We start from the raw sequence: 15,918 nt of genomic DNA, 5'->3' as shown, positions 1-15,918 counted from the left end.
AAAAATCACGCGGCGCAGCCGACCACAGATTTGCACCTGTAGTAACAGACACTGAACCGACGGAGCAGTTGCGATAATTCACCCACCCGCCACAGCGGAGCAGCTCTTAGAACGCCGCCAACTCCGCCATCGCTCGATAAAGATCCTCCGGCTGAGGGAGAATCGCATCCTCCAGCAGCGGCTGATACGCCACAAAAGTATCCATCGCCGCCACACGCCTGACTGGAGCGTCGAGATCATGAAACAACTCATCCCCAATCCGCGCCGCGATCTCCGCGCCATACCCCCAACTCAACATATCCTCATGCGCCACAATCACGCGATTGGTCTTCTTCACGCTCTCCGCAATCGCCTCCCAGTCGTAAGGAGTCAAACTCCGCAGATCGATCAGCTCCACATCCACGCCAGTATCGCGATGCAGCTTCTGCGCCGCCTGCAGCGCCCGCGGCACCACCGCACCATACGTCAACACCGTCAGGTCCTTCCCCGGCCGCACAATCTTCGCCTTCCCAAACGGAATGCAATAATCCGGCCCCGGATAAGCCGCCCGCCCAAACGTCTCCCGATACAAACGCTTGTGCTCCAAAAACAACACCGGATCATCGCAACGAATCGCCGTCCGTAACAACCCCAGCGCATCCAGCGCATTCGACGGCATCACCACCCGCACCCCCGGTGTATGCGTAAAGATACTCTCCCCCGACTGCGAGTGATAGATCGACCCACCCGTCAGATACCCGCCAATCGGCACCCTCATCACCAGCGGGCAGTTGAAGTCTCCATTCGACCGCCACCGCATCAGCGAAAGTTCATTGCGCATCTGGTGCATCGCCGGCCAGATGTAGTCGAAGAACTGAATCTCCACCACCGGCTTCATCCCGCGCACGGCCATACCAATCGCACGGCCCGTAATATTCGCCTCGGCCAGCGGCGAGTTCCAGCACCGATCGCTGCCAAACTCCGTCTGCAGTCCCGCAGTCAGCTTGAACACACCGCCCTTGCCCTTGATCTTCCCCGCCCGCAGCGCCCCATCGCGAGTAGCATCCGCCACATCTTCGCCAAACACCACCACCCTCTCATCCCGCCGCATCTCGTCCTTCAGGCAGCAGTTAATCAAGTCCGCCATCGTCCGTTCCGTCGCATCCGCAGTCGGCTTGGGCTCGGTCGCAAACCGCGCATCAAGCGAGCTCAGATCCTCCGAATAAACATGCTTCCTAATCGAAGCCACAGTGGGCAACGTCGCCATCACCGCACGATCCGCCGCCCGCTGCACCTCTTCATCTACCTGCCGCTCAAGCTTGTTGATCCCGTCAGCATCCAGAATCCCCTCGCGCAGCAGCCACATCTGCATCCGCGAGATCGGGTCCCGCGCAGCATCCGCATCCAACTCCTCCACTGACCGGTACAGCCTCTCATCATCGCTCAGCGAGTGCGAGTAAGGCCGAATCACATGCCCATGCACCAGCGCCGGCCCCTTACCCGACCGGCAATAAGCCACCGCCTCCACCATCGCCTTGTAACTCGCAATCGGATCGGTGCCATCAATCTCCGCAAAGTGGAAGTTAGGAAAGTTCGCCACCAGCTTCGAGATATTTCCCCCGGCGTATTCACCTCCACCGGCGTCGAGATCGCATACCCATTGTCCTCGACCACATACAACACCGGCAGCTTCCCATTCGAAGCCGTATTCAGCGACTCCCAGAACTCTCCCTGACTCGTCGACCCCTCACCGATCGAAACATAAACCACCTCATCGCCATGAAACGTCACATCCTTGAACTCGCGATAGTCTCCCTCATGTTTCTTCGCCGCCTCAGGATGCTTCGTAAAAAATCTCCCCGCCTCCGCACACCCAACCGCATGCAGGCACTGCGTAGCCGTCGACGAAGACGGCGAAACAATATTCAACTTTCTGCTCGACCAGTGCGAAGGCATCTGCCGTCCGCCACTCGCCGTATCATCGGCCGCACCCACCGCCTGCAGCAGCTGCTCCTCCACCGTATTGCCCAGCGTCAAGCAAATCGCCCGATCCCGATAGTAAGGAAAAAACCAGTCATACCCGGGCTTCAGCGCCATTCCCGCCGCCACCAACAACGCTTCATGCCCAGCACACGAGACCTGAAAAAATCTTCTGCTGCCGCTTCAAAACAATCTCGCGATCATCCGTGCGCCGCGACAGGTACATCAGCCGATAAAACTCCACCAGCTGCTCCCGCGTCAGCAAGCTCTCCGCCACGCTTCCTACCGTCTTCTTACTCTCCTGCACACCGGATCCAGACTGTCTTGCCATACGCCCATCCTTTACGAGAAACCATGTTCAAAAGCCGCAGCGCAATTACGCCGCAGACAGGATTGTACCGGGAAGCAGCCATCCCTGGCTCTGCTGCTCCGCGATCGTTTCCAACCTCTCAGGCATAAGAGAAAAATTCGCAGAAAAACGGACAACCCAAAGGTCACCCGTCTCCGCTCACACGCAACTAGACAAACAAAGGCGCAAGTACCAGCGTAATCGTAGCCAGCAACTTGATCAGCACATGCAAGCTAGGCCCAGCCGTGTCCTTGAAAGGATCACCCACCGTATCTCCCACAACCGCCGCCTTGTGCGCCTCCGACTTCTTTCCTCCATACTGTCCCGTCTCGATAAACTTCTTCGCGTTATCCCAAGCCCCGCCGCCGTTGTTCATCAGCATCGCCAGCAACACACCCGAAATAGTCCCGACCATCAACAATCCAGCCACAGCCTCCGCTCCAGCGAGATTCACCGGCACTCCGCCAATCGCGGGCACAGGCAAAATCGTTCCCGGCGCATACAGCGCAGAACTGGCCTGATAGCTAGAACTCAAATGTCTGAAGATCAGACCCACCGCCACCGGCAACCCAACCGCCAGCAACCCAGGCACCACCATCTCCTTCAACGCAGCCACAGTCACGATGTTCACGCAGCGCGCGTAGTTCGGCTTCGAGGTCCCCAGCATAATCCCGGGATTCTCCTTGAACTGGTCGCGCACATCCTTCACCACCATCTGCGCCGTTCGCCCCACCGCCTTGATCGCCAGCGAGCTGAACAGGTAAGTCAACATCGCACCCAGCAGCGCGCCTACAAACACCGGCACCTGCGCCAGGTTGATATTCGTAAAGCTCCAACCCGCCGGCATGTACCCGCCAGCAAGTGCAACCTTATCAGTTACAATTGTCTTGATCTCTTCGAGGTAAGCCGAGAACAGAAGAAACGCCGCCAGTGAAGCCGATCCGATCGCATATCCCTTCGTCAGCGCCTTCGTCGTATTCCCCGCCGAGTCCAGTTTGTCCGTCCGGTCACGAATCTCATGCGGCTGATTCGACATCTCGATGATTCCGCCTGCATTATCCGTAATCGGCCCGAAAGTATCCATCGCCAGAATGTAAGCTGCGCAGCTCAACATCCCCATCGTGGCAATCGCCGTCCCATAAATACCTTTGGCGTAATCGCTGATCCCCGCCACACCGGCCAACCCCTGTACGCCAAAGTAGTAGCTCAGCAACAGCGCCGCCGAGATCACCACCACCGGCATCGCCGGCGTCTCCATCCCCACAGCCAGTCCGCTGATGATGTTCGTTGCCGGCCCCGTCACCGAAGCCTCAACGATCGACTTCACCGGCCGATAAATCGCCTCCGTGTAGTACTCCGTAATCCAGACGAACAGAAAAGCCGTCACCAGCCCAATCACGCCGCACCCCAGCAACCAAAGCGGCTGCACCTGCGGCCCATTCAACATCGTATAAACCGCACCGGCAAACCCGGCCAGCGCCAACGCCGAGGTCACATAAAATCCCTTGTTCAACGCGTGCATCGGGTCCTCATCCTCACGCGTCTTCACCACAAACACGCCGACGATGCTCGCAATCAAATTAATCGCATGCACGATCAGCGGAAACAGAATCCCCTTCACTCCAAACACCGGATAGAGCGCCGCACCGAGAATCATCGCGCCCACATTCTCAGCCGCCGTCGACTCGAACAAGTCCGCACCACGACCCGCGCAGTCGCCGACGTTATCACCCACCAGGTCCGCGATCACCGCCGGATTCCGCGGATCATCCTCAGGAATCCCCGCCTCCACCTTGCCCACCAGGTCCGCGCCCACATCCGCTGCCTTCGTATAGATACCGCCGCCGAGCTGCGCAAACAACGCCACCAGCGAAGCCCCGAACCCAAATCCTACCAGCTGATAAGGAACCGCCTGCGGATGCTCCAGACCGCCAAAGAACAGAAACAGCACCCCCACACCAAGCAGCGAAAGCGCCACCACTACCAATCCCGTCACCGCTCCGCCGCGCAACGCCATCTGCAGCGCTTTATTCAAGCTGGTCCGCGCCGCCGAAGCCGTTCGTATATTCGCCCGAATCGAGCAATACATCCCCGTAAAGCCCGCCAGCCCCGAGCACACCGCCCCCACCAGAAAACTCACCACTGTCTTCAACGCGTAGGGCGACGTCCTCGGCGAAAGCCTATACCCTACAAACACCACCACCGCCAGCACCACCGCAATCGCGCCAATCGTCTTGTACTGCCGCCGCAAAAATGCCTCGGCACCCTCGCGGATCGCATTCGAGATCGCCTGCATCTCCGGCGTCCCCGTATCCGACGCAATTACCGCCCGCGCCAGCATCAGCGCTGCAACCAACGCCAGCACACCAACCCCTAGAGCCACCCACAGATAAATCCGTCCATCGCCACCGTCGACAACCGCAGGGGTAAAGGGAACCTGCTGAACGGCCAACGCCAAAATACGTACTCCAACCATGCAAAGGTCTCCTTAGAACACAAACTTTCTCTCTGCTTCACAAAGGCGGCAATTAGAGCACGTGCAATCAAACAGGGTCAATGTATCCGCTAATCGAGCAGGATCAGTCAAATCTCACTTGATCGATAGACCAAAGTAATAGCACACAACCGTACCGGCACTAATGCAAATTCTCGCGGCGCCGATTGATACCTCAGCGCAATCACGAGGTGCCGCCGTGTCCGTCTCCAAAGAATTCGCCTCCCCGGAACCAACTCCCCAAACGGCTCGCACCCGTCTGTTCTGCCGAACTATCTCGCGTGTCGCCGCTCTCTTTCTCCCTCTCCTCCCCCTCCCCGTAGTGGCGCAAATCGACACCACCAGCGTCGCGCCCCATCGCTACCTCGTCGTCTATCGAAACGCCACCATCCCCGGCGACGCCGAAGCCCACGTCGTCTCATCCGGCGCCCGGCTCACCCAACGCAACGAACACCTCGGCATTGCTGCCGTCCAGTCTCCCGCATCGCAAGACGACGCAACCACTCTCCGTCTCCTCTCCGCCCAACCCAACGTAAGCTACGTCCTCCACGACCGAATCGTCTCCGCGCTGCGTCTCCGCCTCCGGCCCATCGCAGTCACCGCACGCATTAGCAACGGAGCGCAATCGCTCACGCCAATAACCAGCTTAGGCAGACTCCCCACCCACGGTCCCATCACGTCCGCCCCCCTCCCTCCCAACACCACCCCCTCCGCTACCGCCTCCTCCACCCCCGGCCTACGACACCTACTACACCTCCACTCCCCAGGGATGGGCCGTCCAGCAGGTAGGCGGCTACGGAAACAACGTCCCCGGCGGCCCCGCACACGGCCCCTGGGACACCACCATGGGCAAAGGCATTCGCATCGCCATCATCGACAGCGGCATCGATAAAACCCACCCCGATCTCTCCCCCAACCTGGCCCTGAACCTCACTGAAGTCGACCAGACCGCCTATCCCAGCGCCTGCGACGACGGCACCCCGCAGGACCAGCAAGGCCACGGCACCTGGACCGCCTCCCTCGCCGCCGGAGCCCTCGGCCCTGGAACCGGCAAGATCATCGGTGTAGCTCCCGCCGCGACCATCCTCAACATCAAAGTCCTCCAGCGCATGCCCGCCTCCATCACCGGAGATACCAACCCCGCCGATCAGTGCGAAGCCGGCGAGGCCAGCGGTCTTCTCAGTTGGGTCATGAAGGGCATCGAAGACGCCGTCACCAATCGCGCCGACGTCATCTCCCTCTCCGTCGGAGCCGTCGCCGACCTCACCACCGGAGACGGAGCCGGTCTCCTCGCCGCCTTCAACCAGATCACCTACGCCGCCGCCCAGGCCAATATCGTCCTCGTCGCCTCTGCCGGCAACGACGGCATCGACCTCTCGAACCCCCGCTACGTCGAACTCCCTGCTCAGTCCCGCAGCGTCCTCGCCATCGCGGCCTCCACCAACGCCGCCTGCGCACAGAACACCACTCCCGGAGCCACCTGCACCGCCGGCCCGGTCTCACTCGCCTACTACACCAACTATGGAGCCCCCTCAACGCCCTCGCCGCACCCGGCGGCAGCTATCCCGACGGCCCCGACGCCGGCGTCAGCGGCTGGATTCAGGGCGCCTGCAGCTCCGGCCTGCCCAACACCGTCGACGGCCTCCCCACAGACTCCGCCCACAGCTACGGATGCTTCAACCTGGGCCACACCGCCTACGTTCAGGCCATGGGCACAAGCGCCTCCGCCCCTTTGGCCGCCGGAGCCGCAGCTCTTGTCCGCGCCGCCCACCCGGACTGGAGCGCCGCGACCGTAGCCACCGCAATGCGCAATTCAGCCGTCACCCTCCCCGGCCTCTCCATCCCTTTGGTAAACGCAGCCGCAGCCCTCTCCCAGCCCACCCCATAGCCGTAGAATACGACCACGCATTAACACTAAACGATTCCGGATCTTGAGCTTATCCCTAGCCTTTCATCCGTTCCTTTACACTATGAGCCAGCTTCTCAATCTCATCCGCCTTCTTGATCACATCCACTGACAGAATATTCTTGTTCGTCTTATCTACCTGCTGCTTCAGATCCGTAGCCAGCGCCAACAGCTTATCCGTATCCGCCACCAGCCGCTTCTGCCGCTCGGAGCTCCGTATACTCTCCTGCTGCTCCAGCCGATGCTGGTCGATATTCGGATCCGTAATATCCGGCTCGCGCACCTGCCCGGGAAAATGCTGCCCCTGTTGAATCTGCTGCAGTTGTCCCCCACTTACCCGTCCAGACACGCCCACCAACAACACAACCCCGATCACTCCAAATCGCAGCACTCTCATGGCATCCTCCAGCCATCCCGCCCCCGCTTATTTCCAGTCTGAATTGCATCTTACAAATAGCTGACGCATTCTGTTCACACCATTCCTTCCCGAAAGCGAGACGCTGTAATCATGCTCCTTCTGGCCATGGCCCCGCAAGACGAACCCATCGTTCAGGCCATCGAACGTAACTGGCACAACGGCTTCCTGCTCTTCGTGCAGAACAAACTGCCCAAGATCCTCGTCCTCCTGTTGCTTCTCTTCATCCTCCAGCGCATTGTCTTCTTCTTCGTCAAAAAGATGCGCTCTCGCGCCGACCACCAGGCTGCAAACTTCCATCGCGCCGCCCAGCTTCGCACCTTGGCCTCCATTCTGCGCGCCACCTCCTTAGGCGTCCTCGGCTTCATCGGCTTTCTGCAACTCCTCAACATCTTCGACATCCCCTACCAGCCCATCCTCGCTTCCGCCGGAATCGTCGGCGTAGGCGTAGGCCTCGGCGCGCAGTCCATCTTCAAGGACATGCTCAACGGCATCTTCATCGTCCTCGAAGACCAGTACAACGTCGGCGAGATCGTCGTCCTCGCCGGCCTCAAAGGCACCGTCGAAGACCTCTCCCTTCGCCGCACCAGCCTGCGCGACAGCGACGGCACACTCTACATCATCCCCAACAGCCAAATCGCCACCGTCTCCAACCTCTCCCGCGACTACGCCGTCGCCGCCCTCAACGTCAGCGTCGATGCCAGCGCCAACCCCGACAAAGTCATCGCCCTGCTCACCAAGGTGGCCGGCGACATCCGCGAAGACTCCGCCTTCAAGGACATCACAGTCGCCGACCCCGTCATCCTCGGCGTCGACAAGATCGACGGCCGCGCCGTCACCTATCCCGTCCAGATCCGCGTCCGCGTCAATCAGCGCGACCGCGTCCTCCGCGAACTGCGCCGCCGCATCATCCTCGCCTTCGAAAAAGACGGCATCCCCTCGGCAACGATCCCGCCAACATGCTCATCCTCCGCCCCCCAACCCCACCGCCCCACCCGCCCCACCCGCCCCACCCGCCCAGCAGCCTCTCACGGGCAACTAGAAAACCCAACCGACCAACGGGAGGTCAGCCCCACCAAAAGTAGAAAAGTCACGAAGTGACCGCCTCGCGCGCAGCGAGCCCGTCCGGCAGGACAAGTCTCTGACACACTCACAGAGCCTTATTCATAGCCTCAATCAACTCATCCACCCCGGAAACCGGCGGCAGACATCCCTTCCCACTGCAAACCACCGCAAAACTCCCTTCACTCCCGAGCCCCGGCAGATGCGGTAACGTCTCCGCCAGCGCCGGAGGCAGCGCACCCAGTTGATCCCTCCGCAAACGGATCACGCTCTTATTCACCGCATAGCGAGCCAGCGCCACCGCCTCGAGCCTCCTCGCCGCGGCATCGTCCCCAATCACACAGATCTCCACCGCCCGCAGCACCATCCTCTGCAACGCCAGCCCATAGCTTGCCGCATACAGCCCAAAGTGCTCCACCACACCGGCAAACGTCTCCAGTGTCTCCAGAGCCTTTACCGCATAATCCTCCCGCCCATTCAGCGCTTCCAACCGCAGCAGCAAGGCCGCTCCCACGGCATTCCCCGCAGGCGTAGGAGAATCCTGCAGCGGCTTCCTGCGCGTCACCAGCGCTCCCAGCCTGGTCTCACCCTCTGCGACACTCTCGGTATCGAAAAACGCGCACCCCACCGGGTCATAGAACTTCACCAGAGCACTCTCCATAATCGCCGCGGCAGCCGTGTAGTACCGGATCTCGCCAGTCATCTCCCACGCATCGAGCGCCGCATGCCCCAGAAACACATAGTCCTCGAGCACACCAGCCACCCTCGCGCCGATCCCACCCTGCTCCCCATACGCGACGACATGAGCCAGCCCAGCCTCAACGTTCCAGGCCTCCGCCAGCACGCGGTCCAGAGACTTCAGTGCGAATGCCCGCACCTCCGGCATATCCAGCACGCGTCCCGCCTCCAGGTAGGCGGAGATCATCATCCCATTCCAACTCACATAGATCGTCTTATCCACATACGGCGTAGGTCGCCTCAACCGAGCCGCATACATCTTCTCCTTCGCAGCAGCCAGCCTCTCCTTCGCCACCTCAACGGTGATCGCATTCGCATTCGCCACTCCCTCCAGCGTTCCACGCACATGCAAGACATTCTTCGCCGGGTTGTGGTGCATGTCGCCGATCTCGCCGATGTCGTAGTAAGCACTCGCCACCGCAAGCTCTTCCGCAGTCAAAACCTCCGCAGCCTCATCGCGTGTCCACGTAAAGTAGTCGCCATCATCCTCCAGCGAAAAGTCCGCATCCTGCGAAGCATAAAAACCACCGCGCTCCCGGTCGCTCAGCCACTCATCGATCCACCGAATCATCTCTCGCGCCACCCGCGCCGCCTCAGGCTCCACAAAAGTCTGGAACGCGTGCACATAGTTCTTCAGCAGCTCGCTATTGTCATACGACATCTTCTCGAAGTGCGGTACCACCCATCGCTCATCCACCGAGTAGCGATGAAATCCCCCGCCAGATGGTCGTAGATCCCGCCCTTCGACATCTTCTGCAGCGTCACCATCGCCGCAGTCTTCGCCGACTCGCTCACATCCTCCAACCCACCAGCCGACACCCTCGACGCCACATCCAGCAGAAGATCGATCGCCCCCGAGTGAGGAAACTTCGGCTGCGACCCAAACCCACCCGACCTCGCATCGAACTGCTTCAACGCTGAAGACACCAGCTTCGCCACCAGTTCCGGCCCGGGATTCCCACTCCTCCCCATAAACGATTCGTTATGCTCAATCGCCGCCATCACGCTTCCGGCCGACTCATTCACCTCATCCCGCCGATTCTGAAACGCCTCCGCCATCGTCAACAGCACCCGCTGAAATCCTGGCCGTCCATGCTGATCCGCCGGAGGAAAATAAGTCCCCCAAAGTACGGCTTTCCCTCCGGAGTCAGAAACGCAGTCAGCGGCCAGCCACCCTGGCCACTAATCGCGGACACTGCCGCCTGGTATCGCGTATCCACATCCGGACGCTCATCCCGGTCAACCTTCACCGCAACAAAGTGATCGTTGATGATCTTCGCCGTAAGCGAATTCTCATACGACTCCCGATCCATCACATGACACCAGTGGCACCACACCGCGCCGATATCCAGCAAAATCGGCTTATCCTCCATCTTCGCCTTCTCAAACGCCGCCTCGCCCCACTCCTGCCAATCCACTGGCTGATGCATCGCAGACCGAAGATAAGCCGAAGCAGCCTTCGCCAAAGAGTTCAAATGTCCATCAGCCTGCTCGTGACTCCCCGCCACTTCCTGACCTGCTGCCTGTTCCTGACTCATAGTCTTCCAGTCTAGTGCAAACGCGTCTTCCCGATCTTCAACGCCGCGCCGACCGCACCAGTCTCTAGTTTTCTCTCACCGCAATCATTTCAACCGCCTTTGCAGTCCGGTTCGATAAAATCTCACCTTCAACAAAAATCTCGTCTTCAACAAAGTCTCGTCTTCAACAAAATCTCGTCACCCCCAAAAAGTCGTCATCTCGACCGAAGCAGTTCACGGTCTCATCGTGAACTGCGCAGTGGAGAGAACCCCCGTATTTCATCTTTGTCTCGCCGTCGCCCACCCACTCCAACACCTGTCATCTCCCCGCATTTCATCTTTGCCGTTGTTCTTACTCACAGCAAAAACCAAACAAAAAAGGCCCGAGCCGCAGCTCGAGCCCTCTGTTCAACCTGCCACTCTACTGCGGTGGAGGTGCACCCGGGTTCACATCGATCGGCTTCGGCGCCTCAGGCTCCTTCGGTGCCGTCAGCCCCGGAATCACAGGAGTCTGCATTCCCGCACCGCCTCCAACCGCCTGCGCCGCAGATTCGATATTGATGCCATACCGATCCAGAGTATTCGCCAGAAGCTGGAATAACTCCGCTCTGTCTCTCGCATACGCCGCCGTAGCGGAGATAAGGTTATTCTCCCCCGTAGCCAGGTTCCTTGCCTGCTGCAGCACATTCGCTGTCGTCGATGCACCCAGCCGGTACTTCTTCTGCTCAGCATCCAGGCTCTGCGCTGCAAAGTCTCTCGCCGCCTGCGCCGCCTGCACCTGCGCCCGGTCATTGGTCAACGCATACTGCTGGTTCGTCACCTGGATGCGAATCACCGTGTAGAGCTGCTGCAACCGCATCTGCGACTGCCGGTACTCCATCTGCGACCGCGCCTGGTCCGCCTGAGCCGTGCGGTTGCGCAGCGTAATCGTCATGTTCACCCCAACGCCCTTATCAGGAGCATTGTTGTTGAACGTATTCTGAAACACATCACTATAGGCAACCGAAGGAAACGTTCCCGGCGGATACGGTTTGCCCGTATTAAAATTGATCGCGTTCGGGTTCTGAGCACCACCCAGCGCGCTTCCACCGTAGAACGCATACGCATCCACCACCGGCAGCAAGCCGTTCTTGAATGCCTTGATCGTGATCTCGTTGTTCTTCATGTTCAACACCGCCTGTTCAATCTGCGGGTTGTTCACATAGGCCTGCTTCACCAGGTCCTCTACCTGCAAATCCTCCTCAGGCAGTCTGTCCAGAGCCACGCGGTCGGTCGGAATCACCGGTGCCTGCGACAGTTGCGGATCATTCAGTGTCCGCACAATCGCCTGCTTCATCAGCAGCTGCTGATACTCCAGGTTCGTCTTCGACGCCACCAGCGCCTGCTTGTCGCTCGCCACCGCGCTGTCGGAGTTCACCACATCCAGCGGCGCCAGCGTGCCAATCTCCAACTGCTTCCGGTTGTCCGCGGTCAGTTGCGACGACTGTGCCAGCTGACGCTCCTTCGCCTGCTCATCCTCATAAGCACTCACCAGCGCCCAGTAGACGTTCTCCACCTGGTTCACCGTGTAGAGCAGCTGCTGCCGAAACGCCGAGTCCGTAATCCGCCGATCATTCTTGGCCTGTAAAATAAATCGGCCATTCACGCCCCAGCCAAATCCCTGCAGCAGGTGCTGCGTCGCGGTCGCTCGAAAGCTCGTCGTCAACGACGGGCTGAAGTTGCTAAAAGCATTGTCCGTCGTCACACGCGAATTGTTGAACCCCACCGTCAACTGCGTCCCCGTCAAAAATCCCTGAGCGTAGTTGAAGTTGTACGTCGCAGTGTCGGTAGTCAGCACCGACAACCCGCCGCTGAACAGTGTATTCAACTGCGGCTGCGTCGAAGCCTCATACTCCAGCTGTCCCGACAGCACTGGATCCAGATTCTCCGGCAGTGGTCCTCCGCCATTGGTGCTCACAACGATTCCGCCCACACCTGTACCGCCGCCGCCGACGCCCTGTGAAGTCGCACCCGGTCCGCCGCCCGTCGTAATCGTCGTCGTAGTTCCGCCAATAGTATTCGTCAACAGACCCGTCGAAACACCGCGAAGCGATGATCCCGCCTTCGCACGCAGCAGATCCGTATCCGCGATATCCAGATTGATCCGCGAGATCGCGATATCGTAGTTATTCTGCAGCGCCAGCGTCACCGCATCCGCAAGGCTCAGATAGATCTTCCCGTCCTTCAGCAGATTGCCTACCGTCGTGTTCCCCATCTGGAAGGTCGGAACCTGGCTCGGCGTATACGGCGCAATCGGATTCCAGATATGGCTCTTTGGCTTCGTATAATCATGACTCGTCGGGCGCATAAACAACGGTTCGGTCGGCTTCGGCTGCGGAGCCTGCGGCAATCCTGGAGTCCCGGTCGTATCATTCACAACCGGCTGCGGCGCGGCTGGTGCCGTCGGACTCGACTGCGTCTGCTGCGCCAAGCTCGGCTCTGTGCACAGACTCATCAGCAGCAGTGCAATGCTCGCCGCCCCCTGCATATCCTTTAATCTCACGATTCGCTCTCCAACTCTTTCCTGAAGCCTCTCGACGCTTTACCGGCAACGCCCAACACCGGCATGGACACCTTCACCGGACTCAAAGCTCTCCCAACCCCGCACGACCACACGAGGGTCAGCCTCACAACCAGATTTTGCAATTCTTACTCAGACGCGCAGCACCTTCCCAACGACTCTTAAAGACAGCCAAAGACACACGGATGACACTAGGAAAATCCTGCTAACCCCAACATCGCCTTGTTCAAAGGCAACGTCCAGGCTGAGCACAGATACGTACTCATCGCTCGCTTCGTTCCCAACATCCTCAGTAAAAGTTCATTCCCGGATACGATGCGGTAAGTATATCAACCCCTTGCCCTTACCCAGGACTTTCCAAACCCCTCCAACGCAACCGTGATACCGTCCAAAGCAGCCCATGCCTCACTGGAAGACAATCCTCACCTACGACGGAACACCCTACAACGGCTGGCAGATCCAACCCTCTCTCCCCACCGTACAGGGCACGCTCGCCCAGGCCATTCATCGCGTCACCGGCGAAACCGTCCTCCCCCAGGGCTCAGGCCGCACCGACACCGGCGTTCATGCCCTCGCCCAGGTCGCCACCTTCTCGCTCTCGGTCCCCATCCCCGCCGCAAACCTTCATCGCGCCCTCAACCGCGCCCTCCCACCCAGCATCCGCATACTCTCCGTCTCTCCCGTCCCCGAAGACTTCCACGCCCGCCACAGCGCCCGCCGCAAAACCTACGAGTACCGCATCTTCCCCTGCGGCTCCCATTCCCATTCGCATTCCCATTCCGAAGACCGCATCTGCTCCCCCATGCTCGCCCCCTACGTCTGGGCCTGCCGCCTCCCTCTCGAACTCGCCCCGCTACAACAGGCCGCAGCACACGTCCTCGGTACCCACGACTTCACCTCCTTCGCCGCCGTCGATCCCGACCTCATCACCCGCACCACCACCAGCGACTCCATAGAATCCCCCTCAACACACTCTCATGATCTTCCAAACAGAAGCGTCATCTCGACCGAAGCTGCTCACAGCCTCATCGTGAGCAGCGCAGTGGATTGCGGGCACAGTCCTCGGTTGCAGCGGACCAATTCACCCTGCGGTATCCGTCAAGACCCCCGCATTCTGCCCGAACCGCCACCAATCCCCCATCGGTCCGCAACGCCGCCTCACCAAACAAAATAATCCCAACCGACAACACCCGAACCATCTTCCACTCCGCCTGGCATCAGCACGGAGACCTCCTCATCTACCGCATCACCGGCTCCGGCTTCCTCCATCACATGGTCCGCAACCTCGTCGGCACCTTCGTAGAAGCAGCCGCCAATCGTCTCTCCCCCGACGACATCCCCAAGATCCTCGCCGCCCGCAACCGCTCCGCCGCCGGCCCCACCGCCCCGGCCCGCGGCCTCTTCCTCGTTGAGGTCTCCTACACCGAAGCCGAGACAGAAGTCGAGGCCCAATCCTGATGCCAGCCACAGCATCCGCCCAGCGCCGCATCTCACGCCTCGCCACCCTCACCGCAGTCCACCGCGCCTTCCACTGGCTGCATCTCCACCAACCTCAACTCCGCCGGTGGCAGCTCGAGCTCGTCCGCATCCCAGCCCCACCCTTCGGCGAATCCGCCCGCTCCGCCTGGTTCCTCCACCGCTTTCAAGATCTCGGCCTTACCAACATCCACCTCGACGACGCCGGCAACGCCCTCGCCGAACTCCAACCCGATGCGGCCTCTGCGTCACCGCCTTCTTCTGCCGCTTCCATAACTAACGTCATCTCGACCGAAGCGGCGGACAGTCTCACCGTCCGCCGCGCAGTGGAAGACCCCCACATTTCGCTCAATCTGCCATTGCCTCGCCAAACAGCAGCCAGCTCACAGCCACCCCTTGCATCCTCCTCTCCGCCCATCTCGACACCGTCTTCCCCGCCGACACCCCCATCGACCCCGTCGAAACCAACGACCCCTCCCGCATCTACGCCCCCGGCATCTGCGACAACGCCGCTGGCCTCACCGCCCTCCTCGCCATCGCCGCCGCCCTCCGTTTCGCCAACATCACTCCACCCATCCCCATCCTCTTCGCCGCCAACGTAGGCGAAGAAGGAGAAGGCGACCTCCGCGGCATGCGTCATCTCTTCGAGCGCGGCCCCTACCGAACCCGCATCGCCTCTGCCCTCATCCTCGAAGGCGGAGGCACCGCCGCAGCCATCAACCGAGCCCTCGGCAGCCTCCGCTTCCGCATCACCATCACCGGCCCCGGCGGCCACTCCTGGGCCGACGCCGGAACCCCCAACCCCATCCTCCTCCTCAGCAAAGCACTCACCGAAATCGCCGCCCTCGAGCTCCCCACCGACCCCCTCACCACCCTCAACGTAGGCCACATCTCCGGCGGCACCTCCATCAACTCCATCCCCGAGTCCGCCTCCGCCCTCCTCGACCTCCGCTCCACCGACCCCACCCAACTCATCTCCACCGCCACCCGCGTCCACGAGATCTTCGACGACATCGTCACCGCGCAATCCACCACCGCCAAACCACTAAAACTCCACATCGAAACCATAGGAAACCGTCCCGCCGCCACCCTCCCCGACGACTCCCCCTCCTCCACACCCTCCGCGCCGTCGACCGCCACCTCTCCCTCCGCACCGAACTCCGCCTCGGCTCCACCGACGCCAACATCCCCCTCTCGCGCGGAATCCCCGCCCTGGCCTTGGGCAGTGGCGGCATGGGCGGTGGCATCCACACCCTCCAGGAGTGGTACGACCCCACCGACCGCGAGACCGCCCTCCGCCGCATCCTCCTCACCCTCCTCGACACCCTCCAAACCACCGCCGATTCCCATCCAGATTTTTGAGCAACTTTTCGAAGACCGCCGGGTTTTCACTCGCAGACATCGCAAAAACTTCGCTCCTCGTCTCAGAAAGCACTGAAGAG

Annotated in this window: 11 protein-coding genes and 3 pseudogenes; 7 read left to right on the top strand and 7 right to left on the bottom strand. The window is 60.5% G+C overall.

Annotated elements, in window-relative coordinates; genetic code table 11:
- Nucleotides 1-106: 106 nt before the first annotated feature.
- Together RBB80_RS20540 and RBB80_RS20535 are read right to left on the bottom strand one after the other, a co-directional pair.
- Nucleotides 107-2,290: pseudogene (locus RBB80_RS20540) on the bottom strand (alpha-ketoacid dehydrogenase subunit alpha/beta).
- Between the two features lie 187 nt (nucleotides 2,291-2,477).
- The gene (locus RBB80_RS20535; RefSeq protein ID WP_433964263.1) at nucleotides 2,478-4,784 is read right to left on the bottom strand and encodes a sodium-translocating pyrophosphatase; all 2,307 of its coding nucleotides are present in this window, start codon (nucleotides 4,782-4,784) and stop codon (nucleotides 2,478-2,480) included.
- A 217-nt stretch (nucleotides 4,785-5,001) separates the two neighbouring features.
- Here RBB80_RS20535 and RBB80_RS20530 point away from each other — a divergent pair, with 217 nt between their 5' ends.
- The 3 genes and pseudogenes from RBB80_RS20530 to RBB80_RS20520 all read left to right on the top strand — a co-directional run bounded on the left by RBB80_RS20530 (nucleotide 5,002) and on the right by RBB80_RS20520 (nucleotide 6,690).
- Nucleotides 5,002-5,694 carry a hypothetical protein gene (locus RBB80_RS20530; protein ID WP_433964262.1) on the top strand — a complete coding sequence of 231 codons (693 nt, stop codon included), beginning with the start codon at nucleotides 5,002-5,004 and terminating at the stop codon, nucleotides 5,692-5,694.
- Nucleotides 5,648-6,268 (top strand): annotated as a pseudogene (locus tag RBB80_RS20525) (S8 family peptidase); the annotation flags it as partial. The gene RBB80_RS20530 and the pseudogene RBB80_RS20525, both read left to right, overlap by 47 nt.
- 242 nt (nucleotides 6,269-6,510) lie before the next feature.
- Nucleotides 6,511-6,690, top strand: a complete 180-nt coding sequence (locus tag RBB80_RS20520) for a S8 family serine peptidase (RefSeq protein WP_433964261.1) — start codon at nucleotides 6,511-6,513, stop codon at nucleotides 6,688-6,690.
- 55 nt (nucleotides 6,691-6,745) lie between these two features.
- On the opposite strand, the gene RBB80_RS20515 is transcribed toward RBB80_RS20520, so the two are convergent.
- On the bottom strand, nucleotides 6,746-7,105 hold the full coding sequence (locus RBB80_RS20515) for a hypothetical protein (RefSeq protein WP_433964260.1): 360 nt from the start codon (nucleotides 7,103-7,105) through the stop codon (nucleotides 6,746-6,748).
- A gap of 111 nt (nucleotides 7,106-7,216) precedes the next feature.
- On the opposite strand from RBB80_RS20515, the gene RBB80_RS20510 reads away from it, so the two are divergent.
- Entirely contained in the window at nucleotides 7,217-8,224 is a 1,008-nt protein-coding gene (locus RBB80_RS20510; RefSeq protein WP_433964259.1) for a mechanosensitive ion channel family protein, read from the top strand.
- A gap of 49 nt (nucleotides 8,225-8,273) precedes the next feature.
- On the opposite strand, the gene RBB80_RS20505 is transcribed toward RBB80_RS20510, so the two are convergent.
- The 3 genes and pseudogenes from RBB80_RS20505 to RBB80_RS20495 all read right to left on the bottom strand — a co-directional run bounded on the left by RBB80_RS20505 (nucleotide 8,274) and on the right by RBB80_RS20495 (nucleotide 12,982).
- Complete coding sequence (locus RBB80_RS20505) at nucleotides 8,274-9,584, bottom strand: thioredoxin domain-containing protein (protein ID WP_433964258.1); 1,311 nt, start codon at nucleotides 9,582-9,584, stop codon at nucleotides 8,274-8,276.
- A pseudogene (locus RBB80_RS20500) lies at nucleotides 9,557-10,353 on the bottom strand (thioredoxin domain-containing protein). Before RBB80_RS20500 ends, RBB80_RS20505 begins: the two are co-directional and overlap by 28 nt.
- Before the next feature lie 508 nt (nucleotides 10,354-10,861).
- The gene (locus RBB80_RS20495) at nucleotides 10,862-12,982 is read right to left on the bottom strand and encodes a TolC family protein (protein WP_433964257.1); all 2,121 of its coding nucleotides are present in this window, start codon (nucleotides 12,980-12,982) and stop codon (nucleotides 10,862-10,864) included.
- 418 nt (nucleotides 12,983-13,400) lie between these two features.
- Here RBB80_RS20495 and RBB80_RS20490 point away from each other — a divergent pair, with 418 nt between their 5' ends.
- Nucleotides 13,401-14,174 (top strand): hypothetical protein, encoded by a 774-nt coding sequence (locus RBB80_RS20490; protein WP_433964256.1) that lies wholly within the window; start codon nucleotides 13,401-13,403, stop codon nucleotides 14,172-14,174.
- Nucleotides 14,087-14,458 (top strand): hypothetical protein, encoded by a 372-nt coding sequence (locus RBB80_RS20485; RefSeq protein WP_433969786.1) that lies wholly within the window; start codon nucleotides 14,087-14,089, stop codon nucleotides 14,456-14,458. The genes RBB80_RS20490 and RBB80_RS20485 overlap by 88 nt, the downstream gene beginning before the upstream one ends.
- 32 nt (nucleotides 14,459-14,490) lie before the next feature.
- On the opposite strand, the gene RBB80_RS20480 is transcribed toward RBB80_RS20485, so the two are convergent.
- The gene (locus RBB80_RS20480) at nucleotides 14,491-14,646 is read right to left on the bottom strand and encodes a hypothetical protein (RefSeq protein ID WP_433964255.1); all 156 of its coding nucleotides are present in this window, start codon (nucleotides 14,644-14,646) and stop codon (nucleotides 14,491-14,493) included.
- 188 nt (nucleotides 14,647-14,834) lie between these two features.
- Here RBB80_RS20480 and RBB80_RS20475 point away from each other — a divergent pair, with 188 nt between their 5' ends.
- Nucleotides 14,835-15,914 carry a M20/M25/M40 family metallo-hydrolase gene (locus RBB80_RS20475; RefSeq protein WP_433969784.1) on the top strand — a complete coding sequence of 360 codons (1,080 nt, stop codon included), beginning with the start codon at nucleotides 14,835-14,837 and terminating at the stop codon, nucleotides 15,912-15,914.
- Nucleotides 15,915-15,918 lie beyond the last annotated feature (4 nt).

This window comes from Tunturiibacter gelidiferens (genome assembly GCF_051013345.1).
Taxonomy (GTDB): Bacteria; Acidobacteriota; Terriglobia; order Terriglobales; family Acidobacteriaceae; genus Edaphobacter; species Edaphobacter gelidiferens_A.
This window is presented reverse-complemented; position numbering and strand designations above follow the sequence as displayed.